General features: G+C 71.2%; 17 protein-coding genes. 10 read left to right on the forward strand and 7 right to left on the reverse strand.

Translation table 11 applies throughout. The annotated features are described in order from the left end of the window. A complete protein-coding gene (locus B7K25_RS09465; RefSeq protein ID WP_084105740.1) occupies nucleotides 1–333 on the reverse strand; it encodes a hypothetical protein in 333 nt (110 codons plus the stop codon). Nucleotides 334–341: 8 nt separating this feature from the next. Continuing rightward, nucleotides 342–1,352 (reverse strand): LacI family DNA-binding transcriptional regulator, encoded by a 1,011-nt coding sequence (locus B7K25_RS09470; RefSeq protein WP_084105742.1) that lies wholly within the window; start codon nucleotides 1,350–1,352, stop codon nucleotides 342–344. A gap of 248 nt (nucleotides 1,353–1,600) precedes the next feature. Here B7K25_RS09470 and B7K25_RS09475 point away from each other — a divergent pair, with 248 nt between their 5' ends. The 8 genes from B7K25_RS09475 (at nucleotide 1,601) to B7K25_RS09510 (ending at nucleotide 9,758) form a co-directional block, all read left to right on the forward strand. Then, nucleotides 1,601–1,957 carry an L-rhamnose mutarotase gene (locus tag B7K25_RS09475; RefSeq protein ID WP_084105744.1) on the forward strand — a complete coding sequence of 119 codons (357 nt, stop codon included), beginning with the start codon at nucleotides 1,601–1,603 and terminating at the stop codon, nucleotides 1,955–1,957. Between the two features lie 176 nt (nucleotides 1,958–2,133). Beyond that, complete coding sequence (rhaI, locus tag B7K25_RS09480) at nucleotides 2,134–3,300, forward strand: L-rhamnose isomerase (protein WP_084105746.1); 1,167 nt, start codon at nucleotides 2,134–2,136, stop codon at nucleotides 3,298–3,300. Nucleotides 3,301–3,307: 7 nt separating this feature from the next. After that, nucleotides 3,308–4,231, forward strand: a complete 924-nt coding sequence (locus B7K25_RS09485) for an alpha/beta hydrolase (protein ID WP_084105748.1) — start codon at nucleotides 3,308–3,310, stop codon at nucleotides 4,229–4,231. Then, complete coding sequence (locus tag B7K25_RS09490; RefSeq protein WP_084105749.1) at nucleotides 4,228–6,264, forward strand: bifunctional rhamnulose-1-phosphate aldolase/short-chain dehydrogenase; 2,037 nt, start codon at nucleotides 4,228–4,230, stop codon at nucleotides 6,262–6,264. The genes B7K25_RS09485 and B7K25_RS09490 overlap by 4 nt, the downstream gene beginning before the upstream one ends. Next, nucleotides 6,261–7,670 (forward strand): rhamnulokinase family protein, encoded by a 1,410-nt coding sequence (locus B7K25_RS09495; protein WP_084105751.1) that lies wholly within the window; start codon nucleotides 6,261–6,263, stop codon nucleotides 7,668–7,670. The genes B7K25_RS09490 and B7K25_RS09495 overlap by 4 nt, the downstream gene beginning before the upstream one ends. Nucleotides 7,671–7,742: 72 nt before the next feature. After that, nucleotides 7,743–8,930, forward strand: coding sequence for an alpha-hydroxy acid oxidase (locus B7K25_RS09500; protein ID WP_084105900.1), 1,188 nt, complete (start codon nucleotides 7,743–7,745; stop codon nucleotides 8,928–8,930). 216 nt (nucleotides 8,931–9,146) lie between these two features. After that, a complete protein-coding gene (locus tag B7K25_RS09505; RefSeq protein ID WP_084105753.1) occupies nucleotides 9,147–9,434 on the forward strand; it encodes a hypothetical protein in 288 nt (95 codons plus the stop codon). A gap of 27 nt (nucleotides 9,435–9,461) precedes the next feature. Next, the gene (locus B7K25_RS09510) at nucleotides 9,462–9,758 is read left to right on the forward strand and encodes a type II toxin-antitoxin system PemK/MazF family toxin (protein WP_255376143.1); all 297 of its coding nucleotides are present in this window, start codon (nucleotides 9,462–9,464) and stop codon (nucleotides 9,756–9,758) included. A gap of 72 nt (nucleotides 9,759–9,830) precedes the next feature. Here B7K25_RS09510 and B7K25_RS09515 read toward each other — a convergent pair whose 3' ends face one another. Then, nucleotides 9,831–11,105, reverse strand: a complete 1,275-nt coding sequence (locus tag B7K25_RS09515; protein WP_084105757.1) for an NAD(P)-binding domain-containing protein — start codon at nucleotides 11,103–11,105, stop codon at nucleotides 9,831–9,833. Nucleotides 11,106–11,164: 59 nt separating this feature from the next. Here B7K25_RS09515 and B7K25_RS09520 point away from each other — a divergent pair, with 59 nt between their 5' ends. Next, nucleotides 11,165–11,527 carry a helix-turn-helix transcriptional regulator gene (locus tag B7K25_RS09520; RefSeq protein ID WP_084105759.1) on the forward strand — a complete coding sequence of 121 codons (363 nt, stop codon included), beginning with the start codon at nucleotides 11,165–11,167 and terminating at the stop codon, nucleotides 11,525–11,527. Nucleotides 11,528–11,633: 106 nt separating this feature from the next. Next, the gene (locus B7K25_RS09525; protein WP_084105761.1) at nucleotides 11,634–12,047 is read left to right on the forward strand and encodes a nitroreductase family deazaflavin-dependent oxidoreductase; all 414 of its coding nucleotides are present in this window, start codon (nucleotides 11,634–11,636) and stop codon (nucleotides 12,045–12,047) included. A 167-nt stretch (nucleotides 12,048–12,214) separates the two neighbouring features. Here the strand turns inward: B7K25_RS09525 and B7K25_RS09530 are convergent, their stop codons facing one another. The 4 genes from B7K25_RS09530 to uxaC are packed head-to-tail and all read right to left on the reverse strand — an operon-like array spanning nucleotide 12,215 to nucleotide 16,942. Then, the gene (locus B7K25_RS09530) at nucleotides 12,215–13,318 is read right to left on the reverse strand and encodes a sugar kinase (RefSeq protein ID WP_084105763.1); all 1,104 of its coding nucleotides are present in this window, start codon (nucleotides 13,316–13,318) and stop codon (nucleotides 12,215–12,217) included. A gap of 1 nt (nucleotide 13,319) precedes the next feature. Continuing rightward, entirely contained in the window at nucleotides 13,320–13,976 is a 657-nt protein-coding gene (gene eda / locus B7K25_RS09535; protein WP_084105765.1) for a bifunctional 4-hydroxy-2-oxoglutarate aldolase/2-dehydro-3-deoxy-phosphogluconate aldolase, read from the reverse strand. Next, on the reverse strand, nucleotides 13,973–15,442 hold the full coding sequence (locus B7K25_RS09540) for a Gfo/Idh/MocA family protein (protein WP_371328298.1): 1,470 nt from the start codon (nucleotides 15,440–15,442) through the stop codon (nucleotides 13,973–13,975). Before B7K25_RS09540 ends, eda begins: the two co-directional genes overlap by 4 nt. A 60-nt stretch (nucleotides 15,443–15,502) precedes the next feature. Further along, nucleotides 15,503–16,942, reverse strand: a complete 1,440-nt coding sequence (uxaC, locus tag B7K25_RS09545) for a glucuronate isomerase (RefSeq protein WP_084105769.1) — start codon at nucleotides 16,940–16,942, stop codon at nucleotides 15,503–15,505. Nucleotides 16,943–17,052 lie beyond the last annotated feature (110 nt).

Genomic DNA, 17,052 nt, shown 5'->3' on the forward strand with positions numbered 1-17,052 from the left:
CTAGTCAAGCACCCGCACGCCCACGACGTCGCACTGGACCGGGAACGACTCCGCGCACGGGCCGGTCCACACCTCGAGCCGGTCGCCTTCGGCGATGTCGCGGCGGTCCGCGACCCCCTCGAGCGGAGTCGAGTCGTCGAGCGTGAAGGCCGTCTGATCGAAGTACTCGTAGCCGGCGTCGGGCAGGAACACCACGGCGGTCACCGGGTCCTCTTGCATGACGACGGCGGCGGCGCCCACGGCTTCCGGGTCGCGGTCAGGCAGGCCCGGAGCGCCGCATCCGGCGAGAGCGACGACTGACAGCGCGGCCGCGGCGGTCGCAGTGGTGAACACGGAAGGCCTCATGCGCCGCTCGACTCCCTGACCACGAGATCCGGTGCGAAGACCACCTGCCGTGCGGGCGCATCGGCCTCCCGGCGCTGCTCCTCGAGCAACAGCTCGACCGCGGTGGCGCCGATGAGCTCGCGGGGCTGACGAATCGAGCTGATGGGCACCACGGCGGACGCGGCGAAGGAGATGTCGTCGTACCCGACGAGGCCCACCTGCTCGGGCATGCGCAGCGGGTCGTCGCCGAACAGCAGCGCGCGCTCCACGCCGATGGCGAGAAGGTCGTTCGCGGCGATGATTCCGTCGATCTCGCCCGCCCGAACCCTCTCCTTCAGGGCCAGGCCGACGCGCTGGCCCTCCTCGAGCGACATCTCATCCGTCTCGACGAGCTCGAGCGAGGCCTCGGGATGCGAAGCGACGGCCGAGGTAGCCCCCTCGTGACGGTCGGCGACCTGCCCGATGCGCAGCGGGCCACCCACGAAGGCCAGCCTGCGCCTGCCGGTCTCGATGAGGTGCGACGCCGCGAGCGACCCGCCCGCGACGTCGTCGACGGAGACCGAGGCGTACTCGGCTTGATCGGCACCGCGGTCGACGAGCACGACAGGGATGCCGTGGCCGCGGAGCTCGGCGAGCCGGTCGAGGTCGGCGCCGACGGGCGACACCAGCACACCCGCGACCCGCTGGCGCTCGAACTGGTCCAGGTGGGCGGTCTCTCGCGCGGCCGACTCATCGGAGTTGGCGAGCAGCAGCGTGAGCCCCTCCTTCTCCGCGCGGTCCTCGGCACCCCGGGCGACGTCGGTGAAGAACGGGTTCCCGACGTCGAGCACCACGAGCGCGATCGTCGTGGACTGGCCGGCGCGCAGCTGGCGCGCCGCGGCGTTGGGGACGTAACCGAGCTCGCGGATCGCGGACTGGACGCGCTCGACGGTGGTCGGCCGCACCGCGTCGGGCCTGTTGAGGACGTTCGAGACGGTGCCCACGGACACGCCCGCGAGCGCTGCCACCTCGCGCACGCTCACCGACATGTCCACTCTCCTTTGAAACGTTCAGTCAGGATCTTGCCACAGCGCCCGCCGCCCACGGCCGGACCGTCCGGGCGCGGCGCCGTCCGGGGCTGTCGCACCGCGCCGTGCCGCGCTAGGCTGGCAAGCGGAAAGCGCTTGCCCCGCGATGGAACCCAGCATCGTCAGGCGGGCGCCCACCGTCAAGCCTCGGCGCGCGTCCCCCGGCCGGCTCGCGCCGCACCCCACACCACGGCCGGATGGAGGCGACGATGCCCCGCGTGTGCTTCACCTTGCAGATCAAGCCCGAGCTGATCGACGAGTACGTCGAGCGCCACCGGGCGGTGTGGCCCCAGATGCTCGAGGCGATCCGAGACTCGGGCCGGCGCAACTACTCGATCTTCCTCGAGCCCGACGGCCGGCTCGTCGGCTACTACGAGACCGACGACGATGCCGCATCGGCGCGGCGGCTCGCGGAAGACCCCAGGACCGCGGACTGGGAGCGCGAGTCGGCACGCTTCTTCGTCGCGCTGGACGGCCGCCCTGACCAGGGCGCGCCACAGCTGACGGAGGTGTTCCACCTGGAGGACCAGCTCGACGCCGCCGGGCTCGCTCACCACCCGAGTTGACGCCGAGAGCGAGACGGACGTAGCATGAATGCCGGTTCTTGAATCGTTTCACTTACGATCGAGAAGCACAGAACGAGAAGCACACGGCGACTCGGGACGCTGCACCGCCGCATCGCCCCGGATCGCACCACCGAGACCGTCCGACACCGAGAGCATCCGACTCAAAGGAGAGCACCATGGCGACCTTCGCCGACATCGCGCCCCGCCTCGACGAGCAGGCCATCGAGCTGCCGTCCTGGGCCTTCGGCAACTCCGGCACCCGCTTCCGGGTGTTCGGTCAGCCGGGCGTCCCGCGCGACCCCTTCGAGAAGATCGCGGACGCCGCCCAGGTGCACAAGGTCACCGGCCTGTCGCCCACCGTCGCGCTCCACATCCCGTGGGACAAGGTCGACGACTACGGCCAGCTCGCTCAGCACGCCGCGGACAACGGCGTCGCCCTCGGCACCATCAACTCGAACACGTTCCAGGACGAGGACTACAAGCTGGGCTCGCTCGCGCACCGCGACGACCGGATCCGGCGCAAGGCGATCGACCACCACCTCGAGTGCATCGACATCATGGACGCGACGGGCTCGCGCGACCTGAAGATCTGGCTCGCGGACGGCACCAACTACGCCGGGCAGGACGACATGCGCGGCCGCCAGGACCGCATGGGCGAGGCGCTTCAGGAGATCTACGAGCGCATCGGCGAGCACCAGCGCCTGGTCCTCGAGTACAAGATCTTCGAGCCGGCGTTCTATCACATGGACGTCCCCGACTGGGGTACCAGCTACGCCCAGGTGGCCGCGCTGGGCGAGCGCGCCGTCGTGTGTCTCGACACCGGCCACCACGCCCCCAGCACCAACATCGAGTTCATCGTCATGCAGCTCCTGCGCCTGGGCAAGCTTGGCTCGTTCGACTTCAACTCGCGCAACTACGCCGACGACGACCTCATCGTGGGCGCCGCGGACCCGTTCCAGCTGTTCCGCATCATCGTCGAGGTCATCCGCGGCGGCGGCTACGGCAAGGACGGCGACACCGCCTTCATGCTCGACCAGTGCCACAACATCGAGGACAAGATCCCCGGTCAGATCCGCTCCGTCCTGAACGTCCAGGAGATGACGGCACGCGCGCTGCTGCTCGACCGCGACGCGCTCGACGCCGCGCAGGCCGAGGGCGACGTGCTGAAGGCCCACGGCATCCTCATGGACGCGTTCTACACGGACGTGCGCCCCGCGCTCGCCGAGTACCGCGAGGCCAAGGGGCTGCCCGCCGACCCCATGGCCGCGTACGCCGCGTCCGGCTACAAGGAGCAGATCGTGGCCGAGCGCGTGGGCGGCGCCCAGGCAGGCTGGGGCGCCTGAGCCAGTCATGAGCACGGACCTGACCACGGTCGAGGACGTCACGGTCCCGGCCTCGGGCCTCACCGAGCTCGACGCCGGAGCACAGCGTGTCGATGTCCCCGCGCGCCTGTACCGCCCGAGCAGCGCCGATGCGCGCGCTGGCTCCCGCGGCATCGTGTGGGTTCACGGCGGTGGGTTCGTGTGGGGTGACCTCGACATGCCCGAGGCGGACTGGGTCGCGCGCCGCCTCTCGGCGGCGGGTCACACCGTCCTGTCCGTCGACTACCGACTCGTGACCGGCGGCGACATCGACCGTCGCGTCTTCGCGGACGACGCCCAGCACCGCTTCCCCGCGGCCCACGACGACGTCCGTGCCGCGCTGTCGTGGATGGCAGCCAACGCGGCGCGCCTGGGCTTCGATCCCAATGCGATCGCGCTCGGCGGCGCGTCCGCAGGCGGCAACCTCGCCGCGGGCGTGGCGCTGCGGACGGCGCGGGACCCACGGGGCGCCGCGCCGGCCCGCCTCGTCCTCGCCTACCCCGTCGCCCACGCCGCGCTGCCCGAGCTGGACCCAGCGACAGCATCGGCCGTGCAGGGCCTCGACGAGGCCCAGCGCTTCCGCCCGGAGGCGGTCGCCGCGATGAACCTCAACTACGTGGGCGACGAGGCGCTGCTCACCCACCCGTTCGCCTTCCCCGGCGGCCAGGACCTCACCGGCATGCCGCCCACGCTCATCGTCAACTCCGAGGCGGACGATCTGCGCGCCACGGGTGAGGCCTTCGCCCGCGAGCTCGAGGCCGCCGGCATCGACACCACCTGCACCTACGAGCCGGGCACCACGCACGGCCACCTCAACCGACCCGAGGAGCCCCACGCGGAGCGCTCCCTCACCACCATCCTCGACTGGCTCGCCGACGGCGAGCACGACGACTCCCGAAAGGACCTGTCATGACGAACCCCGTCGTCTCCGACCTCATCGCGCGCTCGAACCGCCTGGGCTCGGACCCTAAGAACACCAACTACGCCGGCGGCAACACCTCCGCGAAGGGCTCCGAGACCGACCCGGTGACCGGCGAGCTCACCGAGCTCGTGTGGGTCAAGGGCTCGGGCGGCGACCTGGGCACCCTCAAGGAGGCCGGCCTCGCGGCGCTGCGCCTGGACCGCATGCGCGCCCTCGTCGACGTCTACCCGGGCGTCGAGCGCGAGGACGAGATGGTCGCGGCCTTCGACTTCTGTCTCCACGGCAAGGGCGGCGCCGCGCCGTCGATCGACACGGCGATGCACGGCCTCGTCGACGCCGCGCACGTGGACCACCTCCACCCCGACGCCGGCATCGCGATCGCGACCGCCGCGGACGGCGAGGAGCTGACCAAGGCGATCTTCGGCGACGCCGTGGTGTGGGTTCCCTGGCGCCGCCCCGGCTTCCAGCTGGGTCTCGACATCGCCGAGATCAAGGAGGCCAACCCGCAGGCGATCGGCTGCATCCTGGGCGGCCACGGCATCACCGCGTGGGGCGACACCTCCGAGGAGTGCGAGGCACGCTCGCTGCAGATCATCGACACCGCCGCGGCCTACATCGCCGAGCACGGCAAGGCGGACCCCTTCGGCGCCGAGCTCGCCGGCTACGGCGCCCTCGATGCCGACGCGCGCCGCGCCAAGGCCGCCGCGCTCGCCCCGACCATCCGCGGGCTCGCCTCGACCGACAAGCCGATGGTGGGCCACTTCACCGACGCCGACGTGGTGCTGGACTTCCTCGCGTCCGCGGAGCACCCGCGCCTGGCCGCTCTCGGCACGTCCTGCCCCGACCACTTCCTGCGCACCAAGGTCAAGCCCTTGGTGCTCGACCTTCCCGCCGACGCGCCCGTCGAGGACGCCAAGGCGCGCCTGAAGGAGCTGCACGAGGCGTACCGCGCCGACTACCAGGCCTACTACGACGCCCACGCGACCGAGGACTCCCCCGCCATTCGTGGCGCGGACCCCCTCATCGTGCTCGTGCCCGGCGTCGGCATGTTCTCGTTCGGCGCGAACAAGCAGACCGCCCGCGTGGCCTCCGAGTTCTACATCAACGCCATCAACGTGATGCGCGGCGCGGAGGCGCTGTCGACCTACACCCCCATCTCGGACCACGAGAAGTTCCGCATCGAGTACTGGGCCCTCGAGGAGGCCAAGCTCCAGCGGATGCCCAAGCCCAAGTCCCACGCCACCCGCGTCGCCTTCGTCACCGGCGCCGCCTCCGGCATCGGCAAGGCCATCGCCACCCGCCTGGCCGCCGAGGGCGCCTGCGTCGTCATCGCCGACCTCGACCTGGAGAAGGCCGTCGCGGCGGCAGCGGAGCTGGGCAGCACCGACGTCGCCGTGGGCGTGCAGATCGATGTCAGCAGCGCCAATGCGGTCGCGGCGGCCCTGAACGAGGCCGTGCTCGCGTTCGGCGGCGTGGACCTCATCGTCAACAACGCCGGCCTGTCGCTGTCCAAGCCGCTGCTGGAGACCACCGAGAAGGACTGGGACCTCCAGCACGACGTCATGGCCAAGGGCTCGTTCCTGGTGAGCCAGGGCGCCGCGCGCGCCATGATCGACCAGGAGATGGGCGGCGACATCCTCTACATCGCCTCCAAGAACTCGGTGTTCGCCGGACCCAACAACATCGCCTACTCCGCCACCAAGGCCGACCAGGCCCACCAGGTGCGCCTGCTGGCCGTCGAGCTCGGCGAGCACGGCATCAAGGTCAACGGCATCAACCCCGACGGCGTGGTCCGCGGCTCCGGCATCTTCGCCGGCGGCTGGGGCGCGAACCGCGCCAAGACGTACGGCATCGCGGAGGACGACCTGGGCAAGTTCTACGCGCAGCGCACCATCCTCAAGCGCGAGGTCCTGCCCGAGCACGTCGCCAACGCCGCCGCGGTCCTCACCGGCCCCGACATGACCCACACCACCGGCCTGCACGTCCCGGTCGACGCGGGCGTGGCGGCGGCATTCCTGCGATGACCGCCGCGGTCGCCGCCGTCGACCTGGGCGCCACGAGCGGCCGGGTCATGGTGGGCCACGTGGGCCCCGGCGAGCTGCGCATCCGTCAGGTCGCGCGCTTCGCCAACGGCCCCGTGGCCCTGCCGGACGGCCTGCACTGGAACGTCCAGGGCCTGTACCGCGCGGCACTCGACGGACTGCGGGACGCCCGCACGTGGGAGAAGGACGTCGCCTCGATCGGCATCGACTCGTGGGCCGTGGACTACGCGCTGCTGCGCGGCGGACGCACCCTCGGCGAGCCGTTCCACTACCGCGATGCCCGCAACGAGGCGGCGGTCGAGCGGGTCCACACCCGCGTGGACTTCCACGACCTCTACGCCCGCAACGGCCTGCAGTTCCTGCCGTTCAACACGGTGTACCAGCTCGGCGCGGAGGATCCCGCCGTGCTCGCCGCCGCGGACGCGATGCTGCTGGTGCCGGACCTGCTCGCCTACTGGCTCACGGGCCGCCAGGTCGCCGAGCGCACCAACGCGTCGACCACCGGGTTGCTCGATGTCGCCACCCGCGCGTGGGACCTGCCCCTGCTCGCCGCGCTCGACCTTCCCCACGCCCTCCTGCCGGAGCTCGTGGAGGCTGGCACGCGCATCGGCCCTCTGCTGTCCCCCGCCGCCGAGCACACGGGGCTGACCGACGCCCAGGTGGTCGCCGTGGGCAGCCACGACACGGCCTCGGCCGTGGTCGCCGCGCCGATGCGCGAGTCCGGTGGCGCGTACATCTCGTGCGGCACGTGGGGCCTGGTGGGCGTGGAGACCGAGCGTCCCGTGCTCACCGACGCCGCGCGGGAGGCGAACTTCACGAACGAGGGCGGCGTCGACGGCCGCACCCGGTTCCTGCACAACGTGATGGGGCTGTGGCTGCTGAGCGAGTCGATCCGCACGTGGGAGCGCGACGGGTCGCCGGTCGAGCTCGAGCGGCTGCTCGCCGAGGCCGACGCCGTGGGCCCCGACGTGCCGATCTTCGACGCGAACGACTCGATGTTCATGGCGCCGGGCGACATGCCGGCGCGCATCGCCCAGTGGTGCGAGGAAGCGGGCGTGCGCGCACCGTCGTCGCGCGCAGAGTTCGCGCGCTCCATCATCGAGAGCCTCGCCCAGGCGTTCGCCGATGCGGTCGCCCGTGCGTCCTCGCTGTCGGGCCAGGCGGTCGACACCATCCACATGGTGGGCGGCGGCGCGCTCAACGAGCTGCTGTGCCAGCGCACCGCGGACCGCGCCGGCGTGCCGGTCGTCGCAGGGCCCGTCGAGGCGACGGCGCTGGGCAACGTGCTCGTCCAGGGACGTGCGCTCGGGGCGATCGATGGCACGCTGGAGTCGATGCGCTCCCTCGTGCGCGAGACCTTCGCACCCCGCACGTACGATCCCCGCTAGTCACTAGGTCACCAGGAGTCTGACGTGAAGCAGGACCGGCACTTCCCCCGGCCCAGCGAGCTCGCGCCGCTGATGAAGTTCAAGGGCTTCGAGCCCGACGGTCGCGCGCGTCGCCTCGCGAAGGCGCACACCATCGCGGACCTGAGGGCGATCGCGAAGCGCCGCACCCCCAAGGGCGCGTTCGACTACACCGACGGTGCCGCGGAGGCCGAGCTGTCGCTGGCCCGTGCCCGTCAGGCGTTCCTCGACATCGAGTTCCACCCGGCCATCCTGCGCGACGTGTCCCAGGTCGACACCTCGGTGTCCATCGCGGGCGGACGCTCGGCGCTGCCGTTCGGCATCGCCCCCACCGGCTTCGCCCGGATGATGCACTCCGAGGGCGAGCGCGCCGGAGCCTCCGCCGCCGGTGCCGCGGGGATCCCGTTCTCCCTGTCGACGGTCGGCACCACGTCGCCAGAGGGCGTGGCCGAGGCCAACCCCGAGGGCCGCAACTGGTTCCAGCTGTACATGCAGAAGGACCGCGACAAGTCGATGCAGCTCGTGTCGCGCGCGGCGGCCGCGGGCTTCGACACGCTGCTGGTGACGGTCGACGTGCCCGTCGCCGGCGCGCGCCTGCGCGACAGCTACAACGGCTTCACCATCCCGCCGGCGCTCACGCCGTCCACGGTGCTCAACGCCATCCCGCGGCCCGAGTGGTGGATCAACTTCCTCACCACCGAGCCGCTCACGTTCGCCTCGCTGTCCGAGTGGCAGGGCACCATCGGCGAGCTCCTCGACGCGCTGTTCGACCCCACGGTCGACTTCGAGGACCTCGCCTGGATCCGCGACCAGTGGCCCGGGCAGGTGTTCGTCAAGGGCATCCAGACCGTCGCCGACGCTCGCGCGGTGATGGACGTGGGCGTCGACGGCATTGTGCTGTCCAATCACGGCGGCCGCCAGCTCGATCGGGCCCCGATCCCCTTCCACCTCCTGCCCTCGGTGCGGGCCGAGCTGGGAGAGGACGCGCAGATCATCCTCGACACCGGCATCATGTCCGGCGCGGACATCGTCGCCGCCCTCGCCATGGGAGCCGACTTCACCCTCGTGGGCCGCGCCTACCTGTATGGCCTCATGGCCGGCGGCCGCGAGGGCGTGGACCGCACCATCGAGATCCTGTCCAAGGAGATCGTGCGCACCATGAAGCTCCTGGGCGTGGCTTCGGTGGCCGAGCTGAACCCCGGCCACGTCACCCAGCTGCAGCGACTCGTGCCGCGGGGCTGACGCCTGCCCGCGGGAGCCCAGCTCGCGCATCGGCGCTCCGCCCGGTTGAGCTGCACCCGGGGAGTGCAGCAGCGGCGGCCTCACGCGTCTGCCTCGACTCGTGCGCTCCTCGCGAGGCTTGACCGCCGGATTGCCACGGCTCGATGCAGCACAGGGTGCAGCACTTTGTGCATCATGGGCGTATTCTGGGGCTCGGATCATTTCAGGAGGCGCCCCATGGCCATCGCCGACAGACGCACCGTGCGGCGTGCGTCGCTGCCGCTCACGTACCAGGACGACGTCGACCTCTCCGCCCTACGGTCCTCCCCGGAGTTGGCTGCCGCACTGGGGATCGACGCCTCGAGCGCGTCCGAGGCGAGCGTGCTGCAGGCGCTGGTGCGCAAGGCGCTCGACCAGATCGCCGAGGATCAGCAGGCCGCGATGTACGCGCAGCTCGCCACGACCGAGGAGCAGCGCGAGCACGAACGCGTCGCCCGTTCACGACGCGGAGCGGTGGGCCTGTAGCCCGTGGGCGCGTACGTGCGCGGCCAGGTGTATCGCATGACGCTCGACGAGGCGGCCGGAAGACGGCCCTACGTCATCGTCTCCGCGAATGCTCGCAACCGCGGCCTCGACAGCGCGCTCGCCGCGCCAGTGACGACCACGGACCGCTCTCACCTCGCGTCCGCGGCCACCGTGCCGCACGGTGAGTGCATCACGGGCCACGTGATGTGCGACAACATCGTCGCGGTGTACGACGATGACCCGCGCGACCTGGCAGGAGCGCTGTCACCCGCAGCGATGCGGCAGGTGAACGAGGCACTCGCGGCTGCGCTTGGGCTGCGGTAGCGAGCCCGGTCGGCGCGCGTCGTCAGGCACCTGGCCACGGCCACGCGCGCGCAGCCGGGCGGAAGCGGACGCTCAGCAGCCACCGGCTCCGGCGGTCGCACAGCACACGCCAGTCGCGGGCAGCAGCAGGTCCACGCGAGCGGCACTGGCGGCATCGCCCGTCATCGCGGCCACCACGGAGCGCACCTGCTCGTACCCGGTGGCCAGCAGGAAGGTCGGCGCGCGGCCGTAGCTCTTCATGCCCACGACGTACACCTCGGACTCCGGGTGCGCGAGCAAGTCGGCACCATGCGGCTCGACCGTGCTGCAGCTGTGGACGGTCGGGTCGATCAGCGGGCCCAGCGCGCGAGGGCACTCGAGCGCAGGGTCGAGGTCGAGGCGAACCTCGCGCAGCATATCGAGGTCGGGGCGGAAGCCCGTCGCCGCCGCCAATCGGTCGACGACCAGCACCTGGCCGTCTCGGGCGCCGTGTACCGCCAGGCGCCCGTCGTCCGTCGGCTCGAGCCGGGACACCGAGAAGTCGGTCACCAGCCGGATGCGCCCTGCGTCGACCGCCTCTCGCAGACGCGTGCCGATGGCGCCGCGCGCGGGAAGCTCGTCGGACTCGGCGCCACCGTAGAGGCGACGCGGCGAGCGTCCGCGGATCGCCCAGACGATCTCCGTGCCCGGAGACCCGCTCGCGAGCTCGTCGAGCGCGAGCAGCGTGTTGGCAGCGGAGTGGCCCATGCCGATCACGAGGGTTGCGCGGCCTGCGTGCGCCTCGCGGTCCCGGCCGAGCACGTCCGGCAGCGGCCCTGCCAACCAGTGTGCCGCCCCTTCCTCGCCCTGCGCGGGCAGTCCGCCTGCGCCCACGGGATTGGGTGTACGCCAGGTGCCGGAGGCGTCGATGACGCCTGCGACCTCGATGTCCTCGACACCGCTGTCGGACTGCACCCGCACCACGAGGGGCCGACGGCCGCGCCCCACGGAGCGCACCTTGTCCATGTCGCGCCGGGCGACGCCGATGACGCGGGCGGCGTAGCGGATGTGTGGCGCGAGCCCACGATGCGCCGCCAGCGGCGCGAGGTACTCGCGCACCAGGTCGCCGCCGGTGGGGATCGACTCGAGGTCCGGCTCCATCCAGCCCTCGGCTTCGAGGAGCCGGCGCGAGGCGACATCGACCGTGTAGCGCCACGGCGAGAACAGCGGCACGTGCGCCCATTCGAGGATGGCGGCGCCGGCCTGTGCGCCCGACTCCAGGACGAGCGGCGTGCGTCCGCGCTCGAGGAGGTGCGCGGCGGCGGCGAGGCCCACAGGACCGGCGCCGATCACGGCGATGGGCAGCTCAGGGAATGCGTTCGAGGTCATGGAAGAAGTATTAACAGTGATCGCTGTTGATAGCAACAAGGAGTGGCATACTGGAGCGCATGACCCGCACCATGGACGTCGCACTCCTGCCGCACTCCCCCGTTGAGACCGCGAGGCTGGACGCCGAGCGTCTCGCGCCGCTGCTCAAGGCACTGGGCGACCCCACGCGACTCCACCTCGTCCTGCTCCTCGCACAGCAGCCCCACACGGTGCGCGAGCTGACCGACGCCACGGGACTGTCGCAGACCCTCGTGAGCCATCACCTCGCACCGCTGCGAGACCAGGGCCTGGTGACCGTCACGCCGCGCGGCCGCTCGAACGTCTACTCGCTGTGCTGCGAGGCGCTCGGCGAGCCGGTCCGCGCACTCGCGACCGTCGCGAGCACGACTCCCGCCGGCCAGGACGCGTGCTGCAGGCCGTAGGCCATCGCTCAACTCGCAGTCGAGGCTGGCGAGCGATCCAACAACTGGAACGGAATGCTCCCCGTCTGCGCGCGGTTGGGCACTGTAGGCAACCGAGGAGGCACCCATGAGCGGCTACACGGATTTCAACGCGGCGATCATCGACGAGTTTCGCACCCACGACGGCAACACCCAGCAGTTCGGTGATCGCCTGGTGCTCGTGCATCACCTCGGCGCCAAGAGCGGCACCGAGCGCGTGACGCCCGTCATGACGTTCCCCGGCGAGGACGGCGCGTGGCTCATCGCCGCGTCGAAGGCCGGCGCTCCCGACAATCCCGCCTGGTATCACAACCTCAAGGCGCACCCCGAGGTGACCATCGAGGTGCCGCGCGAGGGCAGCGTCGAGGTGCGTGTCGAGGAGCTGACCGGCGACGCACGCGACGCCGCCTGGGCACAGTTCACCTCGTCGAGCCCCGGGTTCGCCGAGTACGAGCGGCGCACCTCGCGCACCATCCCCGTGCTCGCGCTGCACCGCCGCTGATCCAGGCCCCCCATGACGCTCATCCCGGCGCACGCTAGAAGGCACTGAGTGCCGATTTCCGCCCATTTCCGGCACTCATTGCCTCCCAGGGCGCAGAGGAGACACAGACGCGCCCGGCGAGCGGCATCCAATCGCTCGCCGGGCGCGGGTCTGACCGCGTTCGCGACCTAGCGGTCGACGCGGGCGCCGCCGCCGGCGGCGAGCTTGTGGACCTCGGCCTTGGTGGCCATGGTGGTGTCGCCCGGGGTCGTCATCGCGAGGGCTCCGTGTGCCGCGCCGAGGTTGACGGCACGCTCGAGGCTCTCGCCTTCGACCAGGCCGTGGATCAGTCCGGAGGCGAAGGAGTCTCCGCCGCCCACGCGGTCCAGGATCTCCAACCCGTCGCGCTGAGTCGACCGGACCACGCCGTCGGCATTGGACCATGCCAGGGCGCCCCAGTCGTTCACGGTCGCGGTCTTCACGCCTCGCATGGTGGTCGCGATGACCTGGAAGTTGGGGAACGCTGCCGCGGCGGATTGGATCATCTGGGCGAAGCCGGCCACGTCCAGGTCCTCGAGATCCTCATCGACGCCGGGGACCTCGAAGCCGAGCGAGGCGGTGAAGTCCTCCTCGTTGCCGATCATCACGTCCACGTGCGGGGCGATGGCCCGGTTGACCTCCTGGGCACGGTCCTTGCCACCGATGGCCTTCCACAGGCTCGGCCGATAGTTCAGGTCGTACGACACGACTGTGCCGTGCCGGTGGGCTGCCTCCACCGCAGCAATGACGGTCTCGGCGGCCGTGTCCGACAAGGCGGCGTAGATGCCGCCGGTGTGCAGCCAGCGCACCCCGAGCTCACCGAACAGGTGATCGAAGTCGACATCATCTGCCGTGAGCTGGCTGGCGGCGGTGTGGCCACGGTCGGACACCCCGACCGCTCCGCGGACCCCGAAGCCACGCTCGGTGAAGTTCAGGCCATTGCGCACCTGCCGGCCGATGCCGTCGTAGTCCTTCCAGACAAGGTTGGAGGTGTCGACGCCGCCGGCGAGGATCAGGTTCTCCACCAGGTGACCGACTTCGTTGTCCGCCAACGCCGTCACAATGCCGGTGCGGTAGCCGAACGCGCGGGCCAGGCCGCGGGACACGTTGTACTCCCCGCCGCCCTCCCACGCGGTGAAGGACCTCGCGGTGCGGATGCGACCCTCACCAGGGTCCAGGCGCAGCATCACCTCACCCAGCGACACCGCATCGAAACGGCACTCATCGGCACCCTTGACGTCGATCACAGCCATGTCAGACCTCCTTGCCTCCACTGTCACTGCCTGTCAGCGCCACAGCCTCAGCCACCAGCGCCGTCACCTCATCGAACTTGCCTGCAGAGACCAGGTCCCTGGGCACCATCCACGACCCACCCACCGCGTGCACCGCAGGGATGCTCAGGTACTCGTGGAGGTTCGCCGGCCCGATCCCACCGGTGGGCACGAACCGCACCCCACCGAACGGAGCCGCGAGAGCCTTCACCGCCGCGGCACCACCAGACGTGCCCGCGGGGAAGAACTTCACCGTCGACACCCCCAGCTCCAGGGCAGCCATCACCTCCGAGGCGGTGACGGCACCGGGAAGGGCGAGGACGCCGCGCTCACCGCAGCGCTCCACGACCGCACGGCTCAGCCCCGGCGAGACCACATAGGCCGCGCCCGCATCGGCCGCCTGATCGACCTGATCGGGCGTCAGCACCGTGCCCGCACCCACGAGCACGTCGCCACGCGACGCCATGATCCGGATCGACTCCGCCGCCGCAGCCGTACGGAACGTCACCTCAGCCACCGGCAAACCACCAGCCACCAACGCACCAGCAAGCCCATCCGCCGCCGCCGCATCATCAAGCACGACGACGGGCACCAACCGATGCGCACCGAGCTGGGCGAGGACGTCGCCGGCGGGGCTCACAGCGCCTCCCCCAGGTCGAGGTCGGCGATGTCGACGGGCGCTCCGGTCGCGAGCGACTGGTTCGCGGCGATGCCCACCGCGACGGCGCGCAGGCCGTCCCGGTAGCCGGCGGCTCGCTTCAAGGGATCCTCGCCCACCAGCAGGTCGCGGCGGAAGACCTCCATGAGCAGGATCGCGTCGCCGCCGCCGTGCCCGCCGATCCCCTCGGGGATGTCGACCACCTGGGGAGCCTCCCAGTGGCGCTGCACGATGAGCCGGTCCCCGTGGGGACGCAGCTCGTCGGCGGCGACGCCCTCCGGCGTGGCCGACGGGTCCAGGGTCACCTTGCCGTCCTCGCCAGCGATGACGGCGCCGCGCTCGATCACCTCGAGCTCGGCGCGACCCTCGGTGCCGTTCACGGTGACCCGGTAGCCCTCCCACGGCGCGTGGGCGTTGAGCGAGTAGGTCAGCAGCGCGCCCGAGCGGTAGTCGACCACGAGCGCGAGGTTGTCCTCGATGTCGATGCCCTCGTCGAACACGTCGCGGTCGCGCAGGTAGCCGTCGTGGTGCTCGGCGTTGAGGTAGAGCTTCTCGAGCCGCGGGTCGTCACGCAGGTCCAGGGCGAAGGGGTCGCCCTCGGCGCCGGTGCCGCGTTCGGGGCGCTCGCCGAGGCCGCGAGCGCGGGCGTTGTCGGCTCCGTAGAACTTCAGGCCGCCGCGCGCGTACACGCGCTCCGGCACGTCCCCGAGCCACCAGTTCACGAGGTCGAAGTGGTGGCTGGACTTGTGGATCACGAGTCCGCCCGAGTTGGCCTTGTTGCGGTGCCAGCGACGGAAGTAGTCCGCGCCGTGGACGGTGTCGAGCGCCCACTCGAAGTGCACGCTGGTGACGGCGCCAATGCGCCCGGAGGCGATCACCTCGCGCAAGGTCGAGTTGCGCGGCGCGTAACGGTAGTTGAACGTCATCACGAGGTCGCGTGCGGTCTCCGCGACCGCCGCGGTGATGGTGCGGCAGCCCGCCGCGGTGGTCGTCAGCGGCTTCTCGACCACGACGTTCGCGCCGGCGCGCATCGCGCGGTCGATCATCTCCGCATGGGTGGCGTCGATGGTGGTGACGATGACGGTGTCGACCTGGCAGTCGGCGATCATCTGCTCGAGCCCATCCGCGTCGTAGCGCGGCAGGCCGGCGGGCCCCTCGAGCCCGCGGGCCTCGCCCACAAGCGCGTCGTAGTACTCGACGCGTCCGGGGTTGCGGTCGAGCCACGCGACCACCTCGGCGACGTCCGCGTGGGGACCGTTGATGGCGTCGACGTACATGCCGGCGCGGTGTCCCGTGCCGATGACGGCGCAGCGGGTGCGGGGCCGGTCGGCGGCGGGCTCGTCGAAGACGGGCAGCACGAGCGGGCTCGGGCCCGATGCGCTCTCGCGTCGCGCAGGGGCTGTCGGATTCTGGTCATGCACGGGGTTTTGGTCCTGGACGTCGGTCACGTGCGGGCTTCCCATCGGGTCGGGGCGGGGGCGGTCGGACACTTCATGCGGGCGGCTGCCTCAGGACGAGCGCAGCGGCGGGTAGACGGCGCGGGGGATCTCGTAGGCGAGGTCGACGGCGGTCTCGCTCGCCTCGTCGAGGGAGAGCCGATGCTCGGCGACCAGGCGCGCGAGGTGGCCGGCGTCGATGCGGCGGGAGACGTCGTGACGGGCGGGAATCGACAGGAACGCGCGGGTGTCGTCCACGAAGCCGGCCGTGTTGTAGAAGCCGGCCGTGTCCGTGACCGTGTCACGGAAGCGGCGCATCGCGTCGGGAGTGTCGAGGAACCACCACGGAGCGCCCAGCCGGACGGCCGGGAACACCCCCGCCAGGGGCGCGAGCTCCCGCCCGAACACGTCCTCGTCGACGGTGAACAGCACCAGCGTCAGGCGAGGGTCGTGGCCGTAGCGCGTCAGCAGCGGCTGCAGGGCGCGGGCGTGGTCGATGGGGATGGGGATGTCGTAGCCGACGTCCGGACCGCGCTCGGCGAACACCCGCGGGTCGTAGTCGCGCAGCACCCCGGGGTGGAGCTGCATGACGAGGCCGTCCTCGCAGGACATGCGCGCCATCTCGGTGAGCATGTGGCCGGCGAAGGCCCGCGCCGATGCGCTCGTCGCCTCTCCCTTGAGCGCGGCCTGGAAGACGCGCTCGGCCTCTGCGGGCTCGAGGGGCTCGGTATCCGCGTAGAGGTGGCCGTGGTCGGTCGCGCGGGTGCCCGCCGCGACGAACGCCTGGCGGCGGGACTCGAGGGCGCGGATGTAGCTCGGGTAGTCGACGACGTCGATGCCGGCACGCTCCCCCATCGAGCGCACGTTCGCCGCCCAGTCGGGGCGGTCGAGATTCACGACCGCGTCGGGGCGGAAGGTGGGGACCACGCGCTCGCCGTAGCCCATCCCCGCGAGGCGTGCGTGGCTGTCGAGCGGGTCGTCGGCGGCGTCGGTCGTCGCAAGGATCTCGATGCGGAGGGAGTCGAGGAGCTCGAGCGGGCGGAAGGCGGGCTCGGCGAGGCGCTCGGCGATCGCGTCGTAGATCTCGTCGGCGGTGTCGGCGGACAGCGCCGAGGAGACGCCCAGCACCGCCTCGAGCACGTGCTCCATCCACAGCCGGGTGGGGGTGCCGCGGAACAGCTTCCAGCGTGTGGCGAAGGCACGCCAGATCTCGCGGGGGTCGGTCTCGACCGCGCCACCGTCGCGCCGCGGCACGCCGAGCGCATCGTGGGGTACACCCTGCGAAAGCAGCATTCGGACCAGGTAGTGGTCGGGAATGACGAGCAGCTGGGCGGGGTTCGGGAACGCCTCGTTGGACGCGAGCATCCAGGCGTCGACATGCCCGTGCATGGACACCAGCGGCAGATCCTTGGTGGCGCCGTAGAGCTCGCGAGCGATCGCGCGCTCCTCCGTCTGGGTCGGCAGCAGCCTGTCGTCGTGCAGAGCCGTGGTGAGCGCGGGTGACGTGGCCACGGGGACCTCCTCGTCCTCGTCGAGATGAAACAGATGAATGCGCTTTCAACGCGATGCCTCCACTATCCCACGGACCCGCCGGCACGGCAAGCCCTGTTGGGATGGAGGCT

Origin of the sequence: Demequina sp. NBRC 110056, from assembly GCF_002090155.1 — a bacterium.
In the GTDB taxonomy this organism is placed as follows: Bacteria; Actinomycetota; Actinomycetes; order Actinomycetales; family Demequinaceae; genus Demequina.

Bases quoted from the DNA above. Each gene is read 5' to 3' on its own strand.
- B7K25_RS09470 (WP_084105742.1), bottom strand. From the start codon at position 1,352: ATGTCGGTGAGCGTGCGCGAGGTGGCAGCGCTCGCGGGCGTGTCCGTG.
- B7K25_RS09475 (WP_084105744.1), top strand. From the start codon at position 1,601: ATGCCCCGCGTGTGCTTCACCTTGCAGATCAAGCCCGAGCTGATCGAC.
- rhaI (WP_084105746.1), top strand. From the start codon at position 2,134: ATGGCGACCTTCGCCGACATCGCGCCCCGCCTCGACGAGCAGGCCATC.
- B7K25_RS09485 (WP_084105748.1), top strand. From the start codon at position 3,308: ATGAGCACGGACCTGACCACGGTCGAGGACGTCACGGTCCCGGCCTCG.
- B7K25_RS09490 (WP_084105749.1), top strand. From the start codon at position 4,228: ATGACGAACCCCGTCGTCTCCGACCTCATCGCGCGCTCGAACCGCCTG.
- B7K25_RS09495 (WP_084105751.1), top strand. From the start codon at position 6,261: ATGACCGCCGCGGTCGCCGCCGTCGACCTGGGCGCCACGAGCGGCCGG.
- B7K25_RS09500 (WP_084105900.1), top strand. From the start codon at position 7,743: ATGAAGTTCAAGGGCTTCGAGCCCGACGGTCGCGCGCGTCGCCTCGCG.
- B7K25_RS09505 (WP_084105753.1), top strand. From the start codon at position 9,147: ATGGCCATCGCCGACAGACGCACCGTGCGGCGTGCGTCGCTGCCGCTC.
- B7K25_RS09515 (WP_084105757.1), bottom strand. From the start codon at position 11,105: ATGACCTCGAACGCATTCCCTGAGCTGCCCATCGCCGTGATCGGCGCC.
- B7K25_RS09520 (WP_084105759.1), top strand. From the start codon at position 11,165: ATGACCCGCACCATGGACGTCGCACTCCTGCCGCACTCCCCCGTTGAG.
- B7K25_RS09525 (WP_084105761.1), top strand. From the start codon at position 11,634: ATGAGCGGCTACACGGATTTCAACGCGGCGATCATCGACGAGTTTCGC.
- B7K25_RS09530 (WP_084105763.1), bottom strand. From the start codon at position 13,318: ATGGCTGTGATCGACGTCAAGGGTGCCGATGAGTGCCGTTTCGATGCG.